We start from the raw sequence: 24906 nt of genomic DNA, 5'->3' as shown, positions 1-24906 counted from the left end.
GCTTACTCGCCCGTCGCGCTCGAGGCGCCGGCGCGCTTGCGCTTGGAACCGCCGCTGCGGCGACGTTTGCGTGGCGCGCCGCTGGTATCGTCACCCTTGCCGCTGAGGTCGCGGATCATGTCGCGACGCTCGCTGTCGTTGGCGTCCTGATAATCGGTCCACCATTCGCCGAGGCCATCGGTCTCCTCACCGGCGCTTTCACGCAGCAGGAGGAAATCGTAACCGGCACGGAAGCGCGGGTTGTCCAGCAACAGATCGGCGCGTTTGCCACTGCGCCGTGGCAGGCGTTCCTGCATGTCCCAGATTTCGCGGATCGGCATGGTGAAGCGCTTCGGAATCGCGATGCGCTGGCACTGTTCGGCAATCAGCTCGTGAGCGGCTTCCTGCATCGCCGGAATCGGCGGCATGCCACGTTCCTGCAGACGCAACACGCGGGCCGGCAGTGCCGGCCAGAGCAGGGCGGCAAACAGGAACGCCGGGGTCACCGGTTTGTTCTGCTTGATGCGCAGATCGGTGTTGGTCAGCGCTTCGCTGATCAGCGTGTGGGTGTATTCCGGGTTGTATTCCAGCGCCTCGGCACTGGCCGGGAACAGCGGGGCGAACAGTTGCAGATCAACCAACATTTCAAAGGTGATCGCGCCGTGCCCGGAGAGGAACAGCTTGAGCACTTCTTCGAACAGCCGCGCCGAAGGAATCTCGCGCAGCATCGGCGCCAGCTCACGGATCGGCTGCACGGTGTGCTTCTCGATGCCGAAGTTGAGCTTGGCGGCGAAACGCACGGCCCGCAGCATGCGCACCGGGTCTTCCTGGTAACGCTGCTTCGGGTCGCCGATCAGGCGGATCAGGTGATTGCGAATGTCGTGCACGCCATTGGCATAATCGAGAATGCGCTCGCTGACCGGATCGTAATACAGAGCATTGATGGTGAAGTCGCGGCGTTGCGCGTCTTCTTCCAGGGTGCCGTAGACGTTGTCGCGCAGAATCCGCCCGCTCTCGTTGCGCGAAGACTGGTTGCTGTCTTCCTCGTCTTCGTTGACCGGGTGATTGGCGCGGAAGGTCGCGACTTCAATGATTTCGCGACCGAAATGGATGTGCACCAGTTTGAACCGGCGACCGATGATCCGCGCATTGCGGAATTCGGCACGGACCTGCTCGGGGGTGGCGCTGGTGGCGACGTCGAAATCCTTGGGCGTGATGCCCAACAGCATGTCACGCACGCAACCACCGACCAGATAAGCCTGGTAACCGGCACCTTGCAGGCGTTCGACGATATTCACCGCATAGCGGCTGAACTGCGTTTTCTGCAGCGAATGTTGGCCGCTGTTGAGCACTTCAGGGGTGCTGCGGATGTGTTGCGTACGACGCACGGGAGTTCGGAATGACTGGAACAGCTTCTTCAGCATGGGATGCACTGTTTGAAGGAATGTTCGGCCATACCAAAAGAATGACCGCATGATGGGCGCAGATTCTAGCATTTAGTCGGGGGATGGTGTAGGACGCAGCAGATATGAGCTGCAAGCCGCAAGCTGCAAGGGTCGAACGCGGGAAACGGGGGGATTTCACGGAGGGGAGAAACTACAAGGGGAGCCGAAGCTCCCCAAGAAGTAGTTGCGTGCTCTTTTTATTATTGATTCGGGCTTCTTGTTTTTGTTGAGTGCCCTCGCCACGAAGCGTTTCCTTCGTGACCCTCCCAATCGGGAGCCAAGAGCAAACGGATTGCTTTGGTCGCTGAATTGCAGTGATCTGTCGATCCAACCAGTACAGGCTCTGTCTTAGGACAGTTTTTGTTGTTCTCGGCCTGGTCGTGGGGCAAGCCCCAAATACAACGCCTCTCCAAAAGAATCAGTTAGCTGCGCCTCTCGCCGTCTTGTTTTTATTGTGCGTGAGTCGATTCGTCTTATTTTTATTGTCTTGTGCATTGCTTGTTATTGTTCTTGTACCAAACATATAGCAGGGTGCGTGCCAACTTTTGCCAAGCCCAGTAAAACAAGGGGTTAGGTCGATATAACCGTTTTGCAGGGGCGAAAAAAAGCCGGGGTTGCGTTACCGATAACCCCGGCTTCTGTTACGTGAATCGACTGCGGTAACAGTTTTTTCACATTGTCATGCGTTACCCGCGCACGCGGTGGGTAACGCTCAGCTTTCGCTGGCAACCCCGGTCTTGCGTCGTGGAATGCCCAGACGCTGGCGGCGTTCCCACAGGCATTTGCGGCTGACGCCCAGTTTGCGTGCCAGTTCGGTCTCGGTCATGTGGTCCTGATGCTCGAGGACGAAGTGCTGGAAATAGTCTTCCAGCGACAGATCCTCGGTCGGCTCATGGCTGCTGTTGCTGGCGTTACCGCCGGTTTGCGGCGGCAGACCGATGAACTCGTCGTCTTCCAGATCGCTCAGCTCGATGTCGATGCCCAGCAGGTCGGCCGAAATCTCCGGGCTTTCGCTGAGAATCACCGCGCGCTCAACCGCGTTTTCCAGCTCACGCACGTTACCGGGCCAGGAATAGTGCCGGATCGCCTGTTCAGCGTCGGCAGCGAATTTCAGGTCGGTGCGATTGATCCGCGCGCTCTGGCGAGCGAGGAAGGCATTGGCGATTTCGTTGACGTCGGCGCCACGCTCGCGCAGCGGCGGCAGCTTCAGGGCAATCACGTGCAGACGGTAATAAAGGTCTTCACGGAACTGGCCGATTTTCGCCAGGCTCTTCAGATCGCGGTGCGTTGCAGCGATCAGGCGCACATCGACTTTCTGCGACTGCACCGAACCTACGCGGCGGATCTCGCCCTCCTGCAGAACCCGCAGCAGGCGAGCCTGGGCTTCGAGGGGCAGTTCGCCGATCTCATCGAGGAACAGGGTGCCGCCGTCCGCCGCTTCGACCAGACCGGCGCGACCGGCGCTGGCGCCGGTGAACGCGCCTTTCTCGTGGCCGAACAGTTCGGACTCGATGAGGCTTTCCGGAATCGCCGCGCAGTTCACCGAAATCATCGGCGCCTTGGCGCGTTTCGACAGATTGTGCAGGGCGCGGGCCACCAGTTCTTTACCGGTGCCGGACTCACCCTGAATCAATACGTTGGAATCGGTTGGCGCGACTTTGCGGATCTTGCTGTACAGGTCCTGCATCGGCGGGCAGGAGCCGATAATGCCGATTTCGCCATTGCTGTTATCCACAGCGGCTTTGCCATTGCCGGCGGCAGGCTTGCTCGCCGTGGTTTCGCCGGCAGCTGGCGCCGACTGACGATCACGCAGGATCCGCGCAACCGCCTGGAGCATTTCATCGTGGTCGAACGGCTTGGCGATGTAATCTACCGCGCCCATTTTCATCGAGTCGACCGCCGAGCGCAGGCTGGCGTAACTGGTCATGATCAGCACCGGTGTGCCTTGCCCGAGCTTGATCAGCTCGGTGCCCGGAGCGCCCGGCAGGCGCAGGTCGCTGACGATCAGATCGAACGTAGGAATGGTGAAGCGTTCTTGTGCTTCCTGCACTGATCCGGCTTCGCTGACCTGGTACTGGTTGCGTTCCAGCAGGCGGCGCAAGGCGGAGCGGATAATGGTTTCGTCTTCGACGATCAAAATGTGCGGCATTGATTCGATACTCTCGACGGTCTCAGTTCACAGCGGACGTCGCTTCGACATGACGCGGTAAGGTCACCCGGATACGGGTGCCGCGTTGGCTTTGTACATCAGCCGGGCTGTCGATGGTGATTTGTCCATAATGCTCTTCAACGATGGAATAGACCAGTGCAAGGCCCAGACCGGTGCCTTCACCCGGATCCTTGGTGGTGAAGAAAGGTTCGAACAATCGGTCCATGATGCTCGACGGAATACCGCTGCCTTCGTCTTCGACGATCAGATCGACCGTGTGTTCGCCGGCTTCGCTCTTGACCCGTACCGCACTGTGCGGCGGCGAGGCGTCGCGGGCGTTGGAGAGCAGATTGATCAGCACCTGGGCGAGCCGTTGCGGGTCGCCTTCGACCCAATGATCGGGATCGCACAGGTTGTAGAACTGCACTTCGAAATTGCGCCGGTTCAGCGCCAGCAGGCCGATGGCATCCTGCGCGACTTCGGCCAGACACACCGGTTCGTCGTTGTGCTGATGACTGCCGGCATGGGCGAAGCTCATCAGCGACTGGACGATGCGCGAGACGCGTTTGGTCTGCTCGAGAATCTGCCCGCTGATTTCCGTCAGCTCGCCGTCGTCTTCGCGCTCTTCGCGCAGGTTCTGCGCCAGGCAGGCGATGCCGGTGATCGGGTTGCCGATTTCGTGGGCCACACCCGCTGCGAGTCGGCCGATGCTGGCCAGCCGTTCGGAATGCACCAGTTTGTCTTCGAGCATCTGCGTTTCGGTCAAATCCTCGACCAGTAACACCAGGCCACTGTTACCCGGGGCCAACGGCTCGTCGATTGCCGCTTTGTGCAGATTCAGCCAGCGGGTCTGACCATCGAGGGCCAGATGCTGTTTGTGCAAATGCTCGTCGGGCAGGTTGATGAAGCCTTGCAGCAGTTCTTTCCACGGGTTGGCGATGGTACTCAGACGCGAACCGACCACTCGCTGCGCGGCGATGCCGGTCAGCTCTTCCATGGCCTTGTTCCACATCAGGATCTCCTGATCCTTGGCCAGCGAGCAGACGCCCATCGGCAGTTCCTGCAAGGTCTGGCGGTGGTAGCGGCGCAGGGCGTCGAGTTCGGCGGCCAGGCCGGTGAGGCGCGAGTGGTAATCCTCGAGACGGCTTTCAATGAAGTGAATGTCTTCGGTGACGTAGTTTTCGCCGCCAGCCTTATAGGGCAGGAAGGTTTCCACCATATCCTGCGCAACGCTCGGGCCCATCAGGCCGGACAGGTTGGCCTCGATGCGGTCGCGCAACCGGCGCAAGGCATACGGCCGGCGTTCATCGAAGGGCAGATACAAGTCGCGCAGCGCTTGCTCGACTTCTTTCTGCGCAGCCTTGGCACCCAGCGGCTTGGCCAGTTGCGTGGCGAACTCCTGCGGCGAGGCGGCGTGCAGTTCGCGGCGTTGCGGGCGGCGCACGTTATCCACCGCACAGGCTTCGGCGGCGCTGGCTTCTTCCGGGCTGGCGTTGGTGAACAGCGAGATCAGGGTGAACATCAACACGTTGGCGGCCAGCGAGGCGATGGCCGCCATGTGCCAACTGGTGTCGTCGAGCACGTAGATCATGTTCAGCAGCGGGATATAGAAACCCTGCAGATTGCCGACCAGCGGCAGCAGCATGGTCACCACCCAGACCGTGATCCCCGCCAGCAGACCGGCAATGAAGCCACGGCGGTTGGCGGTCGGCCAGTACAGCACCGACAACACCCCGGGCAGAAATTGCAAAGTCGCAACGAACGCGACGATGCCGAGGTTGGCCAGATCCTGTTCGACGCCCAGCATCAGGTAGAAACCGAAACCGGCCATGATGATCGCCACGATCAGCGCCCGACGGGTCCATTTCAGCCAGCGGTAGATGTTGCCTTCGGCCGGCGGTTGATAAAGCGGCAGCACCAGATGGTTCAGCGCCATGCCCGACAAGGCCAGGGTGGTGACGATGATCAGGCCACTGGCGGCGGACAGGCCACCGACGTAGGCCAGCAAGGCCAGCGGTTTGCTGTTGGCGGCAATGCCGATGCCGAGGGTGAAATATTCCGGGTCGGTGGTGGCGCCGAGTTTGAGCCCTGCCCAGAGAATCAGCGGCACCGCGAGGCTCATCAACAGCAGAAACAACGGCAGGCCCCAACTGGCGCTGACCAGCGAGCGCGGGTTGAGGTTTTCCGTAAAGGTCATGTGATACATGTGCGGCATCACGATCGCCGAGGCGAAGAACACCAGCAACAGTGTGCGCCACGGGCCTTCCTGCAACGGCGTGTGCAGGGCGGCGAGGGCGGTCTGGTTTTGCAGCAGCCACAGTTCGAGCTGTTGCGGGCCGTCGAATACGCCATACAGCGCATACAGGCCAACGCCGCCGAGGGCGATCAGTTTGATGATCGATTCGAAGGCAATCGCGAACACCAGCCCTTCATGTTTCTCGCGCGTGGCGATGTGCCGGGAACCGAAGAAAATCGTGAACAGAATGATCAGCGCACAGAACGCCAGCGCCACGCGGCTCTGCACACGTTCGCCGGTGAGGATGCCGATCGAGTCGGCCACTGCCTGAATCTGCAGGGCAAGCAATGGCAACACGCCAATCAGCATGAAAATCGTGGTCAGCGCGCCGGCCCAGGTGCTGCGAAAGCGGAAGGCAAACAGATCGGCCAGCGACGACAGTTGATAGGTGCGGGTGATCTTCAGGATCGGATAGAGCAGCACCGGCGCCAGCAGAAACGCACCGGACACGCCGAGATAGCTGGACAGAAAGCCGTAACCGTATTGATAGGCCAGGCCCACCGTGCCGTAGAACGCCCAGGCACTGGCGTAAACCCCCAGCGACAGGGTGTAGGTCAACGGGTGGCGAATGATCGCGCGCGGGATCATGCCCCGTTCGCTGACCCAGGCAACGCCGAACAGCGCCGCCAGGTACGCGGCGCTGATCAGGATCATCTGGGTCAGGCTAAAGCTCATCGGCATCTTTTTGGCTCTGCAGGATGAAGGTCACGACAATCAGGATCAGCCAGAGCAGATAAGGGCGATACCAGGCGCCCGTCGCGTCGATCCACCAATCCATGATGGCGGGGGAGAACAGGTAGATCCCGACGACCAAAAGCAGGACCAAGCGATAGATGTACATCCCGGCCTCTCTTTTTTATGCGCGTGCCCGAAAACGTGCGGCGATGGTAACGGATGGGCGCGCGACTGCAAGTGTCGTCATTGCAGTTGCGCTTCGGGCAGGGTCAGTGTGCGCGGGATCTTGGCAGCATCCCAATGTGCGCTGCCCCAGGCCAGCAGTTCGCGCGGCGAAGCGTGAGCCAGTTCGGTGCCGGGATGCTGCCCCACCGCGCGCAAGGCCCGCAGCAGCAACGGCGTGGCCTGATCGGCTTCAAGCGGCGGTGAACGATAGGACTTGCCGAGTTTGTTGCCGTCCGGCTGGGTGATCAGTGGCAGGTGCAGATAGCGCGGCTGTTTCAGGCCGAGCAGTTCTTGCAGGTACAGTTGGCGCGGCGTCGAATCGAGCAGGTCAGCGCCGCGCACGATGTCGGTAATGCCTTGCCAGGCGTCATCAAGCACCACCGCCAATTGATAAGCGTAGAGACCATCGCGCCGACGGATGACGAAGTCGCCGACGTCGCGGCCCAGGTGCTGACGGTATTCGCCCTGCACGCGATCGATGAAGTGGTATTCCAGCTCAGGCACGCGCAGGCGGATCGCGGCGTCGTGCTGATCATGGCCGGCATTGCGGCAAAACCCCGGATAAATCCCGTGATAGGGCTCCAGTTGTTTTCGCGAGCAGGTGCAGGCGTAGGCAAGGCCATGGTTGAACAGGCTGTCGAGCACTTCGGCGTAGGCAGCGTGCCGATCGCTCTGGCGGACCATTTCGCCGTCCCATTCGAAACCGTAGCTTTCCAGCGCCTTGAGAATCGCCGCTTGCGCACCGGGCTCTTCGCGCGGCGGATCGAGATCTTCCATGCGCACCAGCCAGCGCCCACCGACGGAGCGGGCGTCGAGGTAAGACGCCAACGCAGCGACCAGCGAACCGAAGTGCAGGTGGCCACTGGGGGTAGGGGCGAAGCGGCCGATGTAGGCGGGGGATTTGGCAGTCATGGAGGCGATAAAGGCTATTCAGAATTTGAGCAGGTTACCTCTGTGGGAGCGAGTCTGCTCGCGAAAGCGCTGTGTCAGGCAATAATGAGCTGTCTGAAGGGACGCTTTCGCGAGCAGGCTCGCTCCCACAGAGGCAGACGCAGGTTCCGCGGGCAAAACACAGAAACAAAAACGGAGCGTTTACACGCTCCGTTTTTCGTTCAGGCCGAGATTACTTGCCGACCTGCTTTTCCTTGATTTCCGCCAGGGTCTTGCAGTCGATGCACAGATCCGCGGTCGGACGGGCTTCGAGGCGCTTGACGCCAATCTCGATGCCGCAGGACTCGCACCAGCCGTACTCTTCGTCTTCGATCAACTGCAGGGTCTTGTCGATTTTCTTGATCAGCTTGCGCTCGCGGTCGCGGGCGCGCAGTTCGAGGGAGAACTCTTCTTCCTGGCTGGCACGGTCGGCCGGGTCAGGGAAGTTGGCCGCTTCGTCTTTCATGTGATCAACCGTACGGTCGACTTCCTGCATCAAGTCCAGTTTCCACTTGTTCAGGATCTTGGTGAAGTGCGCGCGCATCGGAGCGCCCATGTACTCTTCACCCGCCTTCTGAACGTAAGGTTCGAAGCCGCTGATCGACGTTTGCTGCTGTTGCTTTGCTTGGGTGGGCATGAAATGGACCGCCTCTACTCTTGTAATCCATTGCGCAGGATTGCTCCATCACCGACACCTGCCGGCCCTGCGGCTGCAAGCGGGCGAACTTACCAGATCAAATCAGCCTGCGCTACTCCCGGATGTCGAGCCCCCGGCGGGTGGCGCTTGCAGATGTCTGACAAGCCGTGTCTGTGGGAAGGGAGACCTGTTCAATCACTGATTTTAGTCAATCCTGGAGCGTACGTTCAGATCGTTACAGTCCAGCGTTCTTGAGGCTGTGACCTTCACGGGTTCTCGCTCGTTCCGGCAGACAGGTAGAATCGTCTCTTTTTTCCGTCGAAGGCAGTCCAATGGCCCCCTACAGTGCGCGCAGTCGTGCGATCGAACCGTTCCATGTGATGGCGCTGCTGGCGCGGGCCAATGAATTGCAGGCTGAAGGCCACGACGTGATCCATCTGGAAATCGGTGAGCCGGACTTCACCACCGCCGAGCCGATCATTCGCGCCGGACAAGCTGCGTTGACGGCGGGCAAGACCCGCTACACCGCCGCCCGTGGCATTCCCGAACTGCGCGAGGCGATCGCCGGTTTCTACCAATCGCGTTACGGCCTGAATATCGACCCACGGCGGATTCTGATCACGCCGGGCGGCTCCGGCGCGTTGTTGCTGGCCAGTGCCCTGTTGGTCGATCCGGGTAAACACTGGCTGCTCGCCGACCCGGGCTACCCGTGCAATCGGCATTTCTTGCGGCTGGTCGAAGGCGCGGCGCAATTGGTGCCGGTCGGGCCGGAGGTGCGTTACCAATTGACCCCGGATCTGGTGGCGCGGCATTGGGACCACGACAGTGTCGGCGCCCTCGTCGCTTCGCCGGCCAACCCGACCGGAACCCTGCTGACCCGCGATGAACTGGGCGGATTATCCACAGCCATCAAGGCCCGGCACGGGCACTTGGTGGTGGATGAGATCTACCACGGCCTGACCTACGGCACTGATGCTGCCAGTGTGCTGGAAGTCGATGACGGCGCTTTTGTCCTCAACAGTTTCTCCAAGTATTTCGGCATGACCGGTTGGCGCCTGGGCTGGCTTGTGGCGCCAGACGCGGCGGTCAGCGAATTGGAAAAGCTTGCGCAGAACCTCTACATCAGCGCGCCAAGCATGGCGCAATACGCTGCGCTGGCCTGTTTCGAGCCCGCCACCATTGCGATTCTCGAAGAGCGCCGCGCCGAGTTTGCGCGCCGTCGCGATTTTCTCCTGCCGGCGCTGCGTGAACTTGGTTTCAACATTGCCGTTGAGCCTGAAGGTGCGTTTTATCTGTACGCCGATATCAGCCGTTTCGGCGGCGATGCATTCGCATTCTGCCGACATTTCCTCGAAACCGAGCACGTTGCCTTTACGCCGGGACTGGATTTCGGTCGTTATCAGGCCGGTCATCACGTGCGCTTCGCTTACACACAAAACCTCGCACGTTTGCAGGAAGCGGTGGAGCGCATCGCGCGCGGCTTGAAGAGCTGGCAAGGCTGATGCGCTTTTATCCTGCTCTGGAAGAAGCGCGGCTGATTCGACGTTACAAGCGTTTTCTCGCTGATATCGAGACCGTTAGCGGCGAGTTGCTGACCATTCACTGCCCCAATACCGGCTCGATGCTCAATTGCCAGGTCGAGGGCGGGCAGGTCTGGTTCAGCCGCTCCAACGACCCTAAACGCAAGTTGCCCGGCACTTGGGAAATTGGCGAAACCCCGCAGGGCCGGCTGTTTTGTGTCAACACCGGGCGGGCGAATGGGCTGGTTGAAGAAGCCTTGCAGGCTGGCGTGATTACCGAGTTGAACGGCTTTACCGCGTTAAAGCGTGAGGTTGCCTACGGACAGGAAAAAAGCCGCATCGACTTCCGCCTCGAATACCCCAGCGGCCCGGCGTATGTCGAAGTGAAAAGCGTCACCCTCGGCTTCGACGGCACGGCGGTGGCGGCGTTTCCCGATGCGGTGACCCAGCGCGGCGCCAAACATCTGCGCGAGCTGGCGCATCTGGCGCGCGACGGCATTCGGGCGGTGCAGTTGTACTGCGTGAACCTCTCCGGCATCGATGCCGTGCGCCCGGCCGAGGAAATCGATTGGGCTTACGCCGAGGCGCTGCGTGAAGCGGTCGCGTGCGGTGTCGAGGTGTTGGCGTACGGCGTGCGCCTGGACCATGAAGAGATGGTCATCGACCGCCGACTCGATGTGCGGCTCAACGGTTAAACGTCGACCCACACGCCTCGTGTATCTTCCCGGCATTCAATTGCCGTGAGTGACTGCCCGGCGCAGGGGCCGGCGACGCATTCGCCGTTCTCGATCAGAAACAGTGCGCCATGGGTGGCGCACTGGATCAGACTGTTGCTGGGGTCGAGAAACTGGTCGGGCTGCCATTCCAGCCCGACGCCGCGATGCGGGCAGCGATTGAAGTAGACATAGACCTGCCCGCCACGACGCACGGCGAAAAGCTTTTTGCCTTCAATTTCGAAACCGCGACTGCCGGCTTCGGCCAGATCACTGCCGGCGCAGAGAAACTTCATGGCTATCCTCTAATGTCCGCTCGTATCGGGATATGTCCGAGCTTGACGTTCAAATGCAAACAATTATCAAATGGCGACCTTCTCCCACAGGGAGTCTGGCCGTTGCCGAGGATACTTGGCTCGCTGCGCCGATGCCCGGGAAACCTTGTTCAAGGAAGCTGTGTATGCGCCTGAAAACCCGCGTTGCCGTGCTGTGTGTCGGCCTTTTGCTCTGCCATCAGGCGGCTGCGGCGGATTTACCGCAACGCTGGGTCAGCGCCGGTGGCGCGCTGTCGGAATGGGTCAGCGCACTGGGCGGCGAGTCGAAGCTGGTGGGGGTCGATACCACCAGCCAGCATCCCGAATCGTTGCAGGCGCTGCCGAGTATTGGTTATCAGCGCAGCCTGTCGGCCGAAGGCATCTTGAGCCTGCGTCCGGACATTCTGATCGGTACCGAAGAAATGGGGCCGCCGCCGGTTCTGGCGCAAGTCAAAGCAGCCAAGGTAAAGGTCGAGTTGTTTTCAGCCCAGCCTGATCTGCCGACGCTGGAAAAGAATGTCACTCATCTGGGCCAGTTGCTCGGTGCGCAAGAGAAGGCTGCGCAGTTGCTGGAGAATTATCAACAGCAGCTCCAGGCGCAGACAGTGCGAGTTGCCCAAGTGCAAACCACACAGAAAGCCCCCGGTGTGTTGCTGCTGCTCGGGCACGCCGGCGGCAAGCCGTTGATCGCCGGCAAGGACACCGCAGCCGATTGGCTGCTGCAACAGGCCGGCGGGCACAACCTTGCTACTCATACCGGCTACAAACCGTTTTCTGTCGAATCCCTCGCCAGCCTCGATCCCGAAGTGCTGGTGTTCGCTGACCGAGCATTGACCGGCGAGGCGGCAAAAGCCGCGTTGTTCAAGGAAAACCCCATCCTCAATTCCAGCCGCGCGGCCAAGAGCGGGCGGGTGATGGAGCTGGACCCGACGCTGCTGGTGGGCGGTCTCGGGCCACGGTTGCCGGCTGCTTTGCAAACCCTGACGGACGGTTTCTACCCGGCCAAGGGCGGCCAATGACCACACTGGTCAAACCCCGTGGCTTGTTCATCGGCCTGACCTTGCTGTGTCTGCTGGCGATCTGGCTGTCGCTGGCATTGGGGCCGGTGAGCCTGCCGTTGTTCGATACCCTGCGCGCGGCGCTGCGTCTGATCGGCGTGCCGCTGGCGCCGGAAGGTCTGGAGCAGGCCGAGCTGATTCTCGGCCAGATCCGCCTGCCGCGAACCTTGCTCGGCTTGGCGGTCGGTGGCGTGCTGGCGCTGTCCGGCGTGGCGATGCAGGGTCTGTTTCGTAATCCGCTGGCGGACCCGGGACTGGTCGGGGTGTCCAGTGGCGCGGCACTTGGCGCGGCGATTGCGATTGTCGGCGGCTCGTTCTTTGGCGGCCTGCCGGAGTGGTTCGGGCCGTATCTGTTGTCGGTGTGCGCGTTTCTTGGCGGGCTCGGGGTGACGGCGCTGGTCTATCGGCTGGGCAGGCGCAACGGTCAGACCCACGTGGCGACCATGTTGCTGGCCGGTATCGCGCTGACGGCGCTGGCCAGTTCGGCGGTCGGTCTGTTCACTTACCTGGCCGATGACGCCACGCTGCGCACCCTGACATTCTGGAACCTGGGCAGCCTCAACGGCGCCAGTTACGCGCGGCTGTGGCCACTGCTGATCATCACCATCGGCGTGGCGCTGTGGTTGCCGCGTCGGGCCAAGGCATTGAATGCCTTGTTGCTCGGTGAATCCGAGGCCGGTCATCTGGGCATCGATGTCGAACGGCTCAAGCGCGAACTGGTGTTCTGCACCGCGCTGGGTGTCGGCGCGGCGGTGGCCGCTGCGGGCATGATCGGTTTTGTCGGGCTGGTGGTGCCGCATCTGGTGCGCCTGCTGGCCGGCCCGGATCACAAAGTGCTATTGCCAGCCTCGGTGCTGGCCGGTGCAAGCCTGTTATTGCTCGCCGATTTGGTGGCGCGCTTGTCGCTGGCGCCGGCGGAGTTGCCGATCGGCATTGTCACCGCGTTTATCGGCGCGCCGTTCTTCCTTTATCTGCTGCTGCGAGGGCGTGCCTGATGTTGTCCGCGCACGATCTGCATGTCCGCCGTGGCCGCAAAGCGGTGCTCAGTGGGGTTACGCTCGGGCTCGAACCCGGCGAGGTGCTTGGGGTGCTGGGGCCGAACGGCGCCGGGAAAAGCACGTTACTTGGCGCCTTGTGCGGGGAGTTGCTCGCCAGTGACGGCAACGTTTCGCTCGATGGTCAGGCATTGAGCTATTGGAGCGGAACACAGCGGGCACAACGACTGGCGGTGTTGCCGCAGGTGTCGACGCTGGATTTTGCCTTCGCCGTCGAAGAGGTCGTCGGCATGGGCCGTTTGCCGTACCAGACCGGGCGCGTACGTGATGACGAAATCGTCGCGGCAGCGCTGGCCGCCGCCGATGCCGGGCACCTGAGTGGGCGCAGCTATCTGGCGTTGTCAGGTGGCGAGCGTCAGCGCGTGCATCTGGCGCGGGTGCTGGCGCAACTCTGGCCGGGTCAGGCCGGGCAAACCTTGTTGCTCGACGAACCGACATCGATGCTCGATCCGCTGCATCAGCACACCACCTTGCAAGCGGTGCGCGAGTTCGCCGATCGCGGCGCGGCGGTACTGGTGATCCTGCATGATCTGAATCTTGCGGCGCGCTATTGTGATCGCGTGCTGTTGCTGGAGGAGGGGTGCCCGGTTGCGCTGGATACCCCGCAGCAGGTGCTGCGTCCGGATACGCTCAGAGCGGTGTTCGGCCTGGAGGTTTTGGTGCAACCGCACCCGGAGCGTGGGCATCCGCTGATCATCGCCCGCTGATCAATCATCGAGGTGTCGCATGCGTGGATTGTGGTTGTTGGCACTGGTGTTGCTCGCGGGGTGTCAGCACGTGGTGGCTCCACCGGTGGGCGGCGATATCCGCGATCTGCGCAGCGGCGAAATGCTCACCGCGCAGCAACTGCTGGTGCGTCTCGCTGAACCTGAGCGTTTGATCATCGGTGAGCAGCACGACAATGCCGATCATCATGCTGCGCAATTATGGCTGTTGCAGTCGCTGGGCAAGCGCCGGGCGCAAGGCAGTCTGCTGCTGGAAATGCTCACGCCGGATCAACAAGCGAAAGTCGATGCGCTGCGCCAGTCGAATTCCGTTGCGGCTGATTTGCCTGCGGCATTGACCTGGCAGGAGGGCTGGGACTGGAATCTTTACGGGCCGATCGTGCGCTTCGCTCTGACACAGCCATATCCGCTGCTGGCGGCCAATCTCGATGACACGGAAATCCGTGCGTTTTACCGAAATCCACCTGCGCTGAACGGTCCTCGCAGTAATGCGTTGTCCGTGCAGAACACGTTGCTTGGACAAGTCAGTGAATCCCACTGCGGCCTGCTGCCCGAATCACGGATGCCGGCGATGCTGGCAATTCAGCAACAGCGTGATCGACGCATGGCCGAACGCATGCTGGCGGCGCCAATGCCTTCGATCCTGCTGGCCGGTGCCTGGCATGCGCGCAAGGATGTCGGCGTGCCGCTGCATTTGCTGGATCTTGGCGCTGACAAACCACCGATCGTATTGATACTCGCCGAGCAGGGCGCTGCGGTAATGGCGGCGATGGCCGATTACGTCTGGTACACGCCGGCCACGCCGAAGCCGGATTACTGCGAGCAGATGCGTCAGCAATTCGCCAAATGACTTTTCGGCAGGCAAAAAAAGACCCGGTAAAAACCGGGTCAAATAACCGTGATTAGCCTGATGAGGAGATAATCTGAGAGTCCGAACCAAGGGCTTTTCAGAATATCGACTGATCTCGCGACCAGTTGTGATAATCATAGCGATTCTCATTACCGAGTCAACCGCTGTTTTTGCCAATCTGTAATTTAGTTTTGCGAGTGGTGGTGAGGCCCTGTGAATAAAGGGCTATGCGCTAGGTGCGCTGCGTCGTCAACTGCGTGATCTGGCGATTCAACTGTCCGATGCGTCGAGCCATACCCTCAATCAGGCCATGGGCGATCTTCGGGTTGCTGCGGGTCATGCTCAAAAATTGATCACCGGGAATCAACATCACCGTGCTCGGCTCGGACGTCACCACCGAAGCGTTGCGCGGCTCGCCGGTAAACAACGCCATGGCGCCGAAAATCTCGTCCTTCGGCACGTCACCGACCTTGTGCCCGTCGACGAACGCCTCAGCATGCCCATCGATAATCACGAAAACATGGTCCGCTGCATCGCCCTGTTGGATCAGCACGGCGCCGGCCTCGACCCGTTTGAAGCCGTTGGTGCTGCGGAACTCCCGGGGTTTCAACTCGGCCACAGCGTGGGCGAGCAGCGCCATTTGCCCGAGCAGATAGCTCAGAAGCTGCTCGGCTCGATCAGGGTCGGCATACAAATGCTGCAAAACCTCTGCGCGACCGTAGGGCAGCAGGCGCACAGTGCTGTCGCTGCATACGCGACAGTCGCTCCATTGCTCGCCACGTTGCAGGCCGAGCAGATCACCTTCCTGCCAGTAGAACAGCGCACGGCCCGCGATGCAGCCATGTACCACGCCCTCGCTCAGCAAAAACAGCTGATCGTCCGGCAACTGCGTATACAAATCATCCGTGGCCTCCAGTTCGACAACAGGCGCGCACGGCGACAAATCCTGCAGCCACTGCCCGGGAAGACTCTGCAAGCGATTGATCAATGCGTCGGCGTGGGCCGATTGTTCCCCCAGTAAATACATGGCGTCAGCGCCTGTTCAGTTTTTATGGCGCGCGGAAATGGCTTCGAGCTGCTTGTTCAAGGCGTCCTTGCGCTCGGCAGGGATGTCGTTCCAGTGCACGTCCATCAATGCCCCTTCGATCGCATACAACAACACCTTTGAAGCGCGAAAGCCTCGAGTACGCACGGCCCGGTAGGCATCCACTGCACCGAGGCGACGCAAGTCCGAGGCGCTGTGGATGCCCACGGCATGCAGCCATTGCGCCGATGTCTTGCCAAGATTTTTCAGGTGTTGCAGTTCATCATTCATCAAGCCTCCTTGCGACGGCCGAATGGTGCGTGGGCGAGCTTCTCAGCAGTGTAGCCATCAGTAGGAAAAGCGTGGTTGTTTGGTCGGATTCGACGCAAAAGCTTCTAAGAAAGGGGGATAAAGGACCTGCGAACGCAGAGGGAAGGGAGGTAAACGATTATCAATGTGGGAGCGAGCCTGCTCGCGAAGAGGGCGTATCAGACACAATCAATATCGACTGACACTACGCCGTCGCGAGCAGGCTCGCTCCCATAGGGGCAAGGCGTGGTGTCAGGAAGATTTCCGGATATCAGCGAGTGCGATAGCGCAACCGTGTACCGAAATTCATCGACATCAGGATCTCGTCGGCACTCAGCTCCGGCGGAAAGTACGCACCGGAAATCTGTGCATGGGCCAGGCTGGCGCCTTCGAGCGAAGCCTTGCGGAAATCGATGCCGCGCAAATCGGCGGAGCGGAAATACGCATCGCGGAAATCCACGTTATCGGCGTTCAGTTCGCGCAGGTCGAGGCCCCGGAAATCGCCGCCGACCATGTCGATGGGGCCATCCTGTGGGCGTTCCTTGTTGAAGCCTGCAACGTCGTCTTTGTGCAGCAGGGCGTAAAGCGGAGTGTCGAGCAGTTTAGGCTGGCTCATGTCAGATCACCTGTTGGTTTTATGACGCCAGTATAGTGCCACTATTTGCCGGCCGTGAAGCGAGCGAGGGCTTCACGGCCGAAATAGTTTTTTACAGGCCAGGCAGGCGCTGACGGATCTGCGCGACCACGGTGTCCAGCGTGCCGGATTCATTGGTCTGCACGCGTTTGCTGCGCAGAATCTCCTCCGGGGTCAGCGCTTCGCGGTTGACCTGCTGCGCTTCGATCACTGCCAGGGTGGCGTCGGACGGATCCTTCTGATCGGCCTGGCGCATCGCCAGCCAGCTCTCGATCACGGCTTGCGGGGCGTTGCAGTCGAGGATCAGGAACGGCGTGCCGGTGGCTTCGGCAATCTTCGCCGCGTTGTCGCGCTGTTCACGCTTGAGGTAAGTCGCGTCGATCACCACCGGGAAGCCGGCGTGCAGGATCACCTCGGCGATTTCATGCAGACGTGCGTAGGTCGCGGTGCTGGCGTCGGCACTGTAAATGCCGGCCTGCACGTCGTTGGCAACGGTCTGCTCACCGAACAGGCGCTTGCGCTCGACATCGGAACGCAGGCGAATTGCGCCCAGCGCTTCGACCAGGCGCATGGCCACATGGCTCTTGCCGACTGCGGAAACACCGTGGGTAATGGCCATGAAGCGCGAAGGAATGGTGCTGTAGCTTTCCGCCAGGTTGGCGTAGTTGCGGTACTGGCGCAGGGTGGTGGCGCGCTGCACCGCAGTCGCGTCCGCCGGCATGCTGAACAGTGCCACCTTGGCCCGCACCAGCGCGCGGTAGGCTTTATAGAAGTTCAGCACTTCCAGGCCCTCATAGTCGCCGGTCAGTTCCAGATACTGGCTGATGAGGCGACGCGCCAACGATTTCAGGCCACGGTCTTCCAGGTCCATGGCGAGGAAGCCGGTGTCGGCCCAGACATCAGTGAAACGGAATGGCTCGTTGAACTCGATGCAGTCGAAGATCACCACATTGCCGTCGATGACCGTGGCGTTGCCCAGGTGAATGTCGCCGTGGCATTCACGGGTGAAACCTTGTGTCTTGCGCTGGGCGAACAGGGGCTTGAGGCGCTCGAAGCTGCTTTCGGCCCAGGCTTTCAATGCCTCAAGTTGCAGCAAATCGTTCTTGTCGCTGAGGAACGGCAGGATCTGCTCGAAATTTTGCGCGACCGGCGCCATCACGCTGTCCGGTGTACCGGCGTCGTGTTCGGCCGGGACTTTCGGGGCGTTGAGATGGAAATGGGCGATCTGCTCGGCCAACGCGTCGATGTGCTGAGTGGTCAGTTCGCCATTGGCTTGCAGGGTGCTGAGCAAGCCGCTCTGCGGGAACTGGCGCATTTTCAGCACGTATTCGATAGCCGGGCCGTCGCCGCCCAGTTGCGGTGCCTCGACGCTGCCGGTGACCGGCAACACGTCCAGATACAAATCATCGGTCAGACGCTGGTTCAGCCGCAGCTCTTCAGCGCAGAAATGCGCACGTGCGTCGAGGCTGGTGAAGTCGAGGAAGCCGAAATTCACCGGCTTCTTCACTTTATAGGCAAAGGGCCCGGTGAGAATCACCCACGAGATGTGGGTTTCGATGACCTGAAACCCTTCGACGGGATGCGGGTAGAGGGCCGGGTTTTGCAGGGCAGCGATCAGGGACTGGCTCACGGGCGATCCTTCAGAGGCGGGGGAATTCGAGGCGGCCATTATGGCTGCTTGCCCGCCTGACGCAAACCTCCGCGCGTGCCTGTTGAGGATCGATAAAGTGCGTATAATCCGCCGCCATGACTCGATCCCGATCCCCCCGTACCAAGAAAAAACCACCAGCCAAGGGCCTCAGCCCATGGTTGAGCTGGGCCATTAAACTCAGCCTGGTCGGCCTTGTAGTGCTGGCCGGCTTTGCCGTTTACCTCGATGCCGTGGTGCAGGAGAAGTTCTCCGGCAAGCGCTGGACCATCCCGGCCAAGGTGTACGCGCGCCCGCTTGAGCTGTTCGTCGGACAGAAGCTCAGCAAGGACGATTTCCTCACCGAACTCGATGCCCTCGGCTATCGCCGCGAAGCCGTGAGCAATGGCCCCGGCGCCGCCGCCGTCAGCGGCAATACGGTTGACCTGAACACTCGTGGCTTCCAGTTCTATGAAGGTCTGGAAAAGCCGCAGCCAGTGCGTGTGCGCTTCTCCGGCGACTACGTCGCCGAACTGTCCTCGACCAACGGTTCGAAACTGTCGGTGGTGCGCCTCGAGCCGCTGATGATCGGCGGCATTTACCCGAAAAATCTCGAAGACCGCATCCTGATCAAACTCGATCAGGTGCCGCCGTACTTGCTCGAAACCCTGATCGCCGTCGAAGACCGCGACTTCTACAGCCACTGGGGCGTGTCGCCGAAATCGATCGCCCGCGCCGTGTGGATCAACACCTCCGGCGGCAAGATGACCCAGGGCGGCAGTACGCTGACCCAGCAGTTGGTGAAGAACTTTTACCTGACAAGCGAACGCAGCCTGACCCGCAAGCTCACCGAAGCGATGATGGCGTTGCTGCTGGAACTGCATTACGACAAGAAGGAAATTCTTGAGGCCTACCTCAACGAAGTCTTCGTCGGTCAGGACGGCCAGCGTGCGGTGCACGGTTTTGGTCTGGCCAGTCAGTTCTTCTTCGGCCAGCCATTGTCCGAGCTGAAACTGCATCAGGTTGCGATGCTGGTCGGCATGGTCAAGGGACCGTCCTACTACAACCCGCGCCGCAACCCGGAACGCGCGCTGGAGCGGCGCAATCTGGTCCTCGACGTGCTGGCGCAGCAAGGTGTGGCAACCCCCGAACAAGTCGAAGCGGCGAAGAAAATGCCGCTCGGTGTGACGACTCGCGGCAAGCTCGCCGACAGCTCGTTCCCGGGCTTTATCGACCTGGTCAAACGCCAGTTGCGCGAAGACTACCGCGACGAAGACTTGACCGAAGAAGGCCTGCGCATCTTCACCAGTTTCGACCCGATTCTGCAGATGAAAGCCGAAGCCTCGGTCAACGACACGTTCAAGCGTCTGGCCGGGCGCAAGGGCTCGGATGACGTCGAAGCGGCGATGGTCGTGACCAACCCGGAAACCGGTGAAGTCCAGGCGATGATCGGCAGCCGTCAGGCCAGTTACGCCGGTTTCAACCGCGCACTCGATGCGGTACGCCCGATCGGCTCGCTGATCAAACCGGCGGTGTATCTGACCGCGCTGGAGAAACCGAGCCAGTACACGTTGACCAGTTGGCTGTCGGACGATCCACTGTCGGTCAAGGGCGCCAACGGTCAGGTGTGGAAACCGCAGAACTACGATCGCCGCTCCCACGGTACAGTGTTCCTCTATCAGGGCCTGGCGCATTCCTACAACCTGTCGACCTCGCGTCTGGGCCTGGAAGTCGGCGTGCCGAACGTGCTCAAGACCGTAGGTCGTCTGGGAGTTACCCGTGAATTCCCGGCGTTCCCGTCGATGCTGCTCGGTGCTGGCGGTATGACGCCGATCGAAGTGGCGACCATGTACCAGACGCTGGCCAACGGTGGTTTCAATACGCCGATGCGCGGCATTCGCAGCGTGCTGACCGCCGAGGGCGAGCCGCTCAAGCGTTATCCGTTCCAGATCGAACAGCGCTTCGACCCTGCCTCGATTTACCTGATCCAGAACGCCATGCAGCGGGTGATGCGTGAAGGTACCGGCAGTTCGGTTTATAACGTGCTGCCCAAGACCCTGACACTGGCGGGCAAGACCGGTACCAGTAACGATTCGCGCGACAGCTGGTTTGCCGGTTTCAGTCAGGATCTGCTGGCAGTGGTCTGGCTCGGCCGCGACGACAACGGCAAGACGCCGTTCACCGGGGCGACCGGTGCGCTGCAGGTCTGGACCAGTTTCATGCGCAAGGCCGATCCGCTGCCGCTGGACATGCCGCAGCCGGACAACGTCGTGCAGGCCTGGGTCGATTCGCGCACCGGCCAGGGTTCCGATGCCAACTGCCCCGGCGCGGTACAGATGCCGTATATTCGCGGCAGCGAGCCGCCACCCGGCGCCGCGTGTGCAAGCGAAACACCTGCCTCGCCGGAGTCGGTGATGGACTGGGTCAAGGGCTGGATGAATTAAGCAAAGAGGGTTTCAAGTGAACAAGTGGTTGATTCCAGCGGTGACCGCCGTGGCTTTGCTCAGCGGCTGCTCCACCGTACAGCGTGGTTCGATTCCGGTAGTGGATTCGGGTACGGCCGTGTCCAACAGCGAACGCATCGGCGCCAATGGCGGTTTCCGCCAGACCACGGTCAAGCGCCCGGCGCAGGGCCAGACTCAGGCGATTCCGCAGGGCGATACCGGCGTGGTGGTGATGGTGCCGGGCGGCGGTGCTGCGGTGTCAACACCGATCAGTTCTTCGCCGATCGTCCCGGGGCCTGCATCTGGCGGTATCACGTCGGGGCCGTATAACCCATCGGCGGTTGAGTCGGCGCCGATCAACTCCGGCAGCTACAGCATGCCGTCGACGCCAAGTGGCATTCCTTCGGCCAGCAGTGGCGGTGGTCTGTCGGCGGATGAGCAACTGGACGGTCCGGTACTCGCCTTGCTGACCACCGCGCAACAGCAGCAGGCTGGCGGCGACCTCAACGGTGCCTCTTCCAGCCTGGAGCGGGCGCAACGTGTCGCCCCCCGGGAGCCACAAGTGCTTTACCGTCTGGCGCAGGTGCGCATGGCCCAGGGCGATGCGCCGCAAGCCGAGCAATTTGCCCGTCGCGCGTTGACCATGGCCAACGGTCGTCCGGATCTGCAAGCCAGCCTGTGGGAAATCATCGCTCAATCTCGTGAGAAACAAGGCGATTCCGCCGGCGCCGCGCTGGCCCGTCAGAAGGCCAAGGTTTCCCTGTGATGGACGTGCGTTTCCCGAAAATCGCCGATCAGCTGTTGTTGATTGAACGCGAGCTGCGCACCCAGGGCTGGTGGGATGAGGTTGAGCCATCGGCCGAAGCGCTGAGCAGTGTCGAGCCGTTTTCGGTCGACACGCTGGACTTCGAGCAATGGCTGCAATGGATCTTCCTGCCGCGCATGAAGATGATCCTCGAACAGGATCTGCCCTTGCCGAACGCCTCGGGCATTCAGGAAATGGCGGAAATGGTCTTCGCCCAGCGCAACCTTGGCGGCAAGGATCGGCAGTTGCAGGTGCTGCTCAAAGAGTTTGACCGGCTGATCACTGCCTCCCGCTGAGCGCGGTTGTGTAGGAGCTTTGTAGGAGCTGCCGAAGGCTGCGATCTTTTGACTTTAGACGAGCAGGATCAAAAGATCGCAGCCTCGTTGCACTCGTCAGCTCCTACAAGTTCCGACGTCGCGATTACGAGCAATTCTCGGCAATCTGCTTCTTCGCTTCGACGATGCGTTCCTGACGCTGTGTATCGTCGAGCCTGCGCAAATCCCCCTCGACCTCCTCACGCAAGCGCGGATTGTTCTGCAGTTGCGCCAGGTTCGTGCGTGCCTGTTCGCAAAAGGCCTTGAGCTGCGCCTGCTGCTCGGCGACCTGTTTCTTCACCTTGGCATCAATGGCTTTCTGATCGCCGAGTACGCCGCCGCCCGGCAGCGGCGCGGCTTTCGGCGCGGGTGAGGAGGGCGTTTGCACGGTCGTCGCCGGTTGGCCCTGCGGCGGTTGTGCATCGAAATGCGTGACGCCTTGGGCATCGACCCATTTGTAGATTTGAGCGGCTGAGCACCATGGGCTGAGACCGATCAGCAAAGTGAGGAGGAGCGTTCGCATGCTGATTCCTTGGCAAAAATGCGCAATTGACGCTAACAGAGTAGCGCTTTTCAGGTTTTTTCTTGCGTTCTCATGTGCTTACCCACAATTAACCCCACAGACGACTTGACTTGCAGAGGGCGAAACAGAAGAATCCAAAGTCCGCTGTAGAGGGACTGCCAGAAGCAGACCCACTCGGTAGATCATGAGGCGCACATCCGCGCCGACCTGTTACACCCGCAACGCGTTACCTCGCGCTGGGTGGGAAAGGCCCGCAACACTTGGGACGATCCCAATACTTGCTCAGTCAGTGCTGACGTAGTCGGCGACCACCGTCGCTCATGCTCTGCCGAGAAGTAAACCTATTAAGACCCGCCCCTTTTTTGTGGACGGTATTCTGGCGTTTTAGAGGTGAACAACGTGGAGCTTTTATCTGGCGGTGAGATGCTCGTCCGCTTTTTGCGTGACGAAGGCGTCAAATATATCTACGGGTACCCGGGTGGTGCTCTCCTGCATGTTTACGATGCCCTGTTCAAAGAACCGGAAGTGACCCACATCCTGGTTCGTCACGAACAAGCGGCGACCCATATGGCTGACGGCTACGCCCGTGCCACCGGTAAAGCCGGCGTGGTATTGGTGACATCCGGTCCAGGCGCCACAAACGCCATCACCGGTATCGCCACCGCCTATATGGACTCGATTCCGATGGTGATCATTTCCGGTCAGGTGCCAAGCACCATGGTCGGCACCGACGCGTTCCAGGAAACCGACATGATCGGTATCTCCCGGCCGATCGTGAAGCACAGCTTCATGATCAAGCACGCTTCGGAAATCCCGGAAGTCATGAAGAAGGCCTTCTACCTGGCGCAGTCCGGTCGTCCGGGCCCGGTCGTGGTCGACATCCCGAAAGACATGACCAATCCGGCCGAGAAATTCGAATACGTTTTCCCGAAGAAAGCCAAGCTGCGTTCCTACAGCCCGGCCGTTCGCGGTCACTCCGGGCAGATCCGCAAGGCGGCAGAAATGTTGTTGGCGGCCAAGCGCCCGGTGCTGTACTCCGGCGGCGGCGTGATTCTCGGCAATGGCTCCGCGCAACTGACCGAGCTGGCGAAAATGCTCAACCTGCCGGTGACCAACACCTTGATGGGTCTGGGCGCTTTCCCCGGCACTGACCGTCAGTTCATCGGCATGCTCGGCATGCACGGCAGCTACACCGCGAACCTGGCGATGCACCATGCCGATGTGATCCTCGCCGTCGGCGCACGCTTCGACGATCGGGTGATCAACGGCCCGGCGAAATTCTGCCCGAACGCCAAGATCATCCACATCGACATCGACCCGGCGTCGATCTCCAAGACCATCAAGGCTGACGTGCCAATCGTGGGTCCGGTCGAGAGCGTCCTGACCGAAATGGTCGCGATCCTCAAGGAAATCGGCGAGACCCCGAACAAGGAGTCCGTGGCCAGTTGGTGGAAGCAGGTCGATGAATGGCGTGGCGATCGCGGCCTGTTCCCTTATGAAAAGGGCGACGGCAGCAAGATCAAACCGCAGACCGTGATCGAAACCCTCTGCGAAGTGACCAAGGGCGACGCCTTTGTGACCTCCGACGTGGGTCAGCACCAGATGTTCGCTGCGCAGTACTACACGTTCAACAAGCCTAACCGCTGGATCAACTCCGGTGGTCTGGGCACGATGGGCTTCGGTCTGCCAGCAGCGATGGGCATCAAGCTGAGCTTTCCGGACGACGACGTTGCCTGCGTCACCGGCGAAGGCAGTATCCAGATGAACATCCAGGAGCTGTCGACCTGCCTGCAATACGGCTTGCCGGTAAAGATCGTCATCCTCAACAACGGTGTGCTGGGCATGGTTCGCCAGTGGCAGGACATGAGCTACGGCAGCCGTCACTCGCACTCCTACATGGAATCGCTGCCTGACTTCATCAAGCTGGCTGAAGCCTACGGCCATGTGGGCGTACGCATCACCGAATCGAAAGATTTGAAGTCGAAGATGGCCGAAGCGTTCGCCATGAAGGATCGCCTGGTGATCATCGATGTTGCGGTCGACACCAGCGAGCACGTCTACCCGATGCAGATCAAAGACGGCTCCATGCGCGATATGTGGCTGAGCAAGACGGAGCGTACTTAATCATGCGGCACATTATTTCCCTGCTTCTGGAAAACGAACCCGGCGCTCTGTCTCGTGTAGTCGGCCTGTTCTCGCAGCGCAACTACAACATCGAAAGCCTGACCGTGGCGCCGACCGAAGACCCGACCCTGTCGCGTCTGACGCTGACCACCGTGGGCCACGATGAAGTGATCGAGCAGATCACCAAAAACCTGAACAAGCTGATCGAAGTGGTCAAGCTGGTGGACCTGTCGGAAAGCGCTCACATCGAGCGTGAACTGATGCTGGTCAAGGTCAAGGCCACTGGCGCCCAGCGCGCCGAGATCAAACGCACTACCGATATCTACCGTGGGCAGATCGTCGATGTCAGCGCCAGCGTGTATACCGTTCAGTTGACCGGTACCAGCGACAAGCTCGACAGCTTCATTCAGTCCATCGGCACCGCATCGATTCTGGAAACCGTCCGTAGCGGCGTGACCGGCATTGCTCGCGGCGACAAAGTTCTCAGCATCTAAACCAAATTAGCGCATGGCCTGAACGGCCGGATATAAG

The 24906-nt window shown here is 60.8% G+C and carries 23 protein-coding genes; 11 read left to right on the top strand and 12 right to left on the bottom strand.

All coding sequences use genetic code 11. The features are described 5' to 3' along the window. Positions 1-2 precede the first annotated feature (2 nt). The 6 genes from AB4N73_RS17350 to dksA form a co-directional block, all read right to left on the bottom strand. A complete protein-coding gene (locus tag AB4N73_RS17350) occupies positions 3-1403 on the bottom strand; it encodes a polynucleotide adenylyltransferase PcnB (protein ID WP_177434229.1) in 1401 nt (466 codons plus the stop codon). Positions 1404-2136: 733 nt separating this feature from the next. Next, a complete protein-coding gene (locus tag AB4N73_RS17345) occupies positions 2137-3573 on the bottom strand; it encodes a sigma-54-dependent transcriptional regulator (protein WP_041477828.1) in 1437 nt (478 codons plus the stop codon). A 22-nt stretch (positions 3574-3595) separates the two neighbouring features. Then, positions 3596-6550, bottom strand: a complete 2955-nt coding sequence (locus tag AB4N73_RS17340) for a sensor histidine kinase (RefSeq protein WP_024014332.1) — start codon at positions 6548-6550, stop codon at positions 3596-3598. Further along, on the bottom strand, positions 6534-6710 hold the full coding sequence (locus AB4N73_RS17335; protein WP_003176118.1) for a hypothetical protein: 177 nt from the start codon (positions 6708-6710) through the stop codon (positions 6534-6536). Before AB4N73_RS17335 ends, AB4N73_RS17340 begins: the two co-directional genes overlap by 17 nt. A 77-nt stretch (positions 6711-6787) precedes the next feature. Further along, positions 6788-7681, bottom strand: a complete 894-nt coding sequence (gene gluQRS / locus AB4N73_RS17330) for a tRNA glutamyl-Q(34) synthetase GluQRS (protein WP_457265267.1) — start codon at positions 7679-7681, stop codon at positions 6788-6790. Between the two features lie 211 nt (positions 7682-7892). Then, the gene (gene dksA / locus AB4N73_RS17325; RefSeq protein ID WP_041477831.1) at positions 7893-8336 is read right to left on the bottom strand and encodes an RNA polymerase-binding protein DksA; all 444 of its coding nucleotides are present in this window, start codon (positions 8334-8336) and stop codon (positions 7893-7895) included. 332 nt (positions 8337-8668) lie between these two features. On the opposite strand from dksA, the gene AB4N73_RS17320 reads away from it, so the two are divergent. Together AB4N73_RS17320 and sfsA are read left to right on the top strand one after the other, a co-directional pair. Beyond that, positions 8669-9838 carry a pyridoxal phosphate-dependent aminotransferase gene (locus AB4N73_RS17320; RefSeq protein WP_056790414.1) on the top strand — a complete coding sequence of 390 codons (1170 nt, stop codon included), beginning with the start codon at positions 8669-8671 and terminating at the stop codon, positions 9836-9838. Beyond that, positions 9838-10551 (top strand): DNA/RNA nuclease SfsA, encoded by a 714-nt coding sequence (gene sfsA / locus AB4N73_RS17315; RefSeq protein ID WP_460142356.1) that lies wholly within the window; start codon positions 9838-9840, stop codon positions 10549-10551. The genes AB4N73_RS17320 and sfsA overlap by 1 nt, the downstream gene beginning before the upstream one ends. Here sfsA and AB4N73_RS17310 read toward each other — a convergent pair. Further along, positions 10548-10865, bottom strand: coding sequence for a Rieske (2Fe-2S) protein (locus AB4N73_RS17310; RefSeq protein ID WP_056790410.1), 318 nt, complete (start codon positions 10863-10865; stop codon positions 10548-10550). The two genes, sfsA and AB4N73_RS17310, sit on opposite strands and share 4 nt — an antisense overlap. 164 nt (positions 10866-11029) lie before the next feature. Here AB4N73_RS17310 and AB4N73_RS17305 point away from each other — a divergent pair, with 164 nt between their 5' ends. Genes AB4N73_RS17305 through AB4N73_RS17290 form a run of 4 tightly spaced genes read left to right on the top strand, consistent with a single transcriptional unit; the run spans position 11030 to position 14571 of the window. Then, positions 11030-11902, top strand: coding sequence for a heme/hemin ABC transporter substrate-binding protein (locus AB4N73_RS17305; RefSeq protein ID WP_423519984.1), 873 nt, complete (start codon positions 11030-11032; stop codon positions 11900-11902). 50 nt (positions 11903-11952) lie between these two features. Further along, a complete protein-coding gene (locus AB4N73_RS17300) occupies positions 11953-12936 on the top strand; it encodes a FecCD family ABC transporter permease (RefSeq protein WP_305383146.1) in 984 nt (327 codons plus the stop codon). Then, complete coding sequence (locus AB4N73_RS17295; RefSeq protein ID WP_460142355.1) at positions 12936-13703, top strand: heme ABC transporter ATP-binding protein; 768 nt, start codon at positions 12936-12938, stop codon at positions 13701-13703. Before AB4N73_RS17300 ends, AB4N73_RS17295 begins: the two co-directional genes overlap by 1 nt. 19 nt (positions 13704-13722) lie before the next feature. Continuing rightward, entirely contained in the window at positions 13723-14571 is an 849-nt protein-coding gene (locus AB4N73_RS17290; RefSeq protein ID WP_460142354.1) for a ChaN family lipoprotein, read from the top strand. Positions 14572-14803: 232 nt separating this feature from the next. Here AB4N73_RS17290 and AB4N73_RS17285 read toward each other — a convergent pair whose 3' ends face one another. From AB4N73_RS17285 to AB4N73_RS17270, 4 genes are all read right to left on the bottom strand, one after another. Next, on the bottom strand, positions 14804-15598 hold the full coding sequence (locus AB4N73_RS17285; protein WP_150742228.1) for a Crp/Fnr family transcriptional regulator: 795 nt from the start codon (positions 15596-15598) through the stop codon (positions 14804-14806). Positions 15599-15613: 15 nt separating this feature from the next. Continuing rightward, positions 15614-15886, bottom strand: coding sequence for a TfoX/Sxy family protein (locus AB4N73_RS17280; RefSeq protein ID WP_016773175.1), 273 nt, complete (start codon positions 15884-15886; stop codon positions 15614-15616). A 289-nt stretch (positions 15887-16175) separates the two neighbouring features. After that, on the bottom strand, positions 16176-16520 hold the full coding sequence (locus AB4N73_RS17275) for a pentapeptide repeat-containing protein (RefSeq protein WP_305381534.1): 345 nt from the start codon (positions 16518-16520) through the stop codon (positions 16176-16178). Positions 16521-16611: 91 nt separating this feature from the next. Next, on the bottom strand, positions 16612-18168 hold the full coding sequence (locus AB4N73_RS17270; RefSeq protein WP_460142353.1) for a bifunctional aminoglycoside phosphotransferase/ATP-binding protein: 1557 nt from the start codon (positions 18166-18168) through the stop codon (positions 16612-16614). A 116-nt stretch (positions 18169-18284) separates the two neighbouring features. Here AB4N73_RS17270 and mrcB point away from each other — a divergent pair, with 116 nt between their 5' ends. From mrcB to AB4N73_RS17255, 3 genes are read left to right on the top strand one after another with little or no spacing between them, the layout of a single operon-like run. Next, positions 18285-20609 carry a penicillin-binding protein 1B gene (mrcB, locus tag AB4N73_RS17265; RefSeq protein WP_095181816.1) on the top strand — a complete coding sequence of 775 codons (2325 nt, stop codon included), beginning with the start codon at positions 18285-18287 and terminating at the stop codon, positions 20607-20609. Positions 20610-20625: 16 nt separating this feature from the next. Next, the gene (locus AB4N73_RS17260) at positions 20626-21375 is read left to right on the top strand and encodes a tetratricopeptide repeat protein (protein ID WP_041477844.1); all 750 of its coding nucleotides are present in this window, start codon (positions 20626-20628) and stop codon (positions 21373-21375) included. Then, the gene (locus AB4N73_RS17255) at positions 21375-21710 is read left to right on the top strand and encodes a YqcC family protein (protein ID WP_460142352.1); all 336 of its coding nucleotides are present in this window, start codon (positions 21375-21377) and stop codon (positions 21708-21710) included. Before AB4N73_RS17260 ends, AB4N73_RS17255 begins: the two co-directional genes overlap by 1 nt. A 124-nt stretch (positions 21711-21834) precedes the next feature. On the opposite strand, the gene AB4N73_RS17250 is transcribed toward AB4N73_RS17255, so the two are convergent. Continuing rightward, on the bottom strand, positions 21835-22251 hold the full coding sequence (locus AB4N73_RS17250; protein ID WP_150638534.1) for a DUF4124 domain-containing protein: 417 nt from the start codon (positions 22249-22251) through the stop codon (positions 21835-21837). A gap of 399 nt (positions 22252-22650) precedes the next feature. Between AB4N73_RS17250 and AB4N73_RS17245 the strand changes: the two genes are divergently transcribed. Next, positions 22651-24375 (top strand): acetolactate synthase 3 large subunit, encoded by a 1725-nt coding sequence (locus AB4N73_RS17245; RefSeq protein ID WP_039761986.1) that lies wholly within the window; start codon positions 22651-22653, stop codon positions 24373-24375. A 2-nt stretch (positions 24376-24377) separates the two neighbouring features. Further along, a complete protein-coding gene (ilvN, locus tag AB4N73_RS17240) occupies positions 24378-24869 on the top strand; it encodes an acetolactate synthase small subunit (protein WP_003176102.1) in 492 nt (163 codons plus the stop codon). The last annotated feature ends 37 nt before the right edge of the window (positions 24870-24906 follow it).

It is taken from the genome of Pseudomonas sp. S3_B08 (assembly GCF_054667725.1).
The sequence above is the reverse complement of the archived record's forward strand: the minus strand, read 5'-3'. Positions and strand labels throughout refer to the sequence as shown.

Coding starts and splice junctions, on each gene's coding strand:
- AB4N73_RS17350 (WP_177434229.1), bottom strand. CDS start 1,403: ATGCTGAAGAAGCTGTTCCAGTCATTCCGAACTCCCGTGCGTCGTACG.
- AB4N73_RS17345 (WP_041477828.1), bottom strand. CDS start 3,573: ATGCCGCACATTTTGATCGTCGAAGACGAAACCATTATCCGCTCCGCC.
- AB4N73_RS17340 (WP_024014332.1), bottom strand. CDS start 6,550: ATGCCGATGAGCTTTAGCCTGACCCAGATGATCCTGATCAGCGCCGCG.
- AB4N73_RS17335 (WP_003176118.1), bottom strand. CDS start 6,710: ATGTACATCTATCGCTTGGTCCTGCTTTTGGTCGTCGGGATCTACCTG.
- gluQRS (WP_457265267.1), bottom strand. CDS start 7,681: ATGACTGCCAAATCCCCCGCCTACATCGGCCGCTTCGCCCCTACCCCC.
- dksA (WP_041477831.1), bottom strand. CDS start 8,336: ATGCCCACCCAAGCAAAGCAACAGCAGCAAACGTCGATCAGCGGCTTC.
- AB4N73_RS17320 (WP_056790414.1), top strand. CDS start 8,669: ATGGCCCCCTACAGTGCGCGCAGTCGTGCGATCGAACCGTTCCATGTG.
- sfsA (WP_460142356.1), top strand. CDS start 9,838: ATGCGCTTTTATCCTGCTCTGGAAGAAGCGCGGCTGATTCGACGTTAC.
- AB4N73_RS17310 (WP_056790410.1), bottom strand. CDS start 10,865: ATGAAGTTTCTCTGCGCCGGCAGTGATCTGGCCGAAGCCGGCAGTCGC.
- AB4N73_RS17305 (WP_423519984.1), top strand. CDS start 11,030: ATGCGCCTGAAAACCCGCGTTGCCGTGCTGTGTGTCGGCCTTTTGCTC.
- AB4N73_RS17295 (WP_460142355.1), top strand. CDS start 12,936: ATGTTGTCCGCGCACGATCTGCATGTCCGCCGTGGCCGCAAAGCGGTG.
- AB4N73_RS17290 (WP_460142354.1), top strand. CDS start 13,723: ATGCGTGGATTGTGGTTGTTGGCACTGGTGTTGCTCGCGGGGTGTCAG.
- AB4N73_RS17285 (WP_150742228.1), bottom strand. CDS start 15,598: ATGTATTTACTGGGGGAACAATCGGCCCACGCCGACGCATTGATCAAT.
- AB4N73_RS17280 (WP_016773175.1), bottom strand. CDS start 15,886: ATGAATGATGAACTGCAACACCTGAAAAATCTTGGCAAGACATCGGCG.
- AB4N73_RS17275 (WP_305381534.1), bottom strand. CDS start 16,520: ATGAGCCAGCCTAAACTGCTCGACACTCCGCTTTACGCCCTGCTGCAC.
- mrcB (WP_095181816.1), top strand. CDS start 18,285: ATGACTCGATCCCGATCCCCCCGTACCAAGAAAAAACCACCAGCCAAG.
- AB4N73_RS17255 (WP_460142352.1), top strand. CDS start 21,375: ATGGACGTGCGTTTCCCGAAAATCGCCGATCAGCTGTTGTTGATTGAA.
- AB4N73_RS17250 (WP_150638534.1), bottom strand. CDS start 22,251: ATGCGAACGCTCCTCCTCACTTTGCTGATCGGTCTCAGCCCATGGTGC.
- ilvN (WP_003176102.1), top strand. CDS start 24,378: ATGCGGCACATTATTTCCCTGCTTCTGGAAAACGAACCCGGCGCTCTG.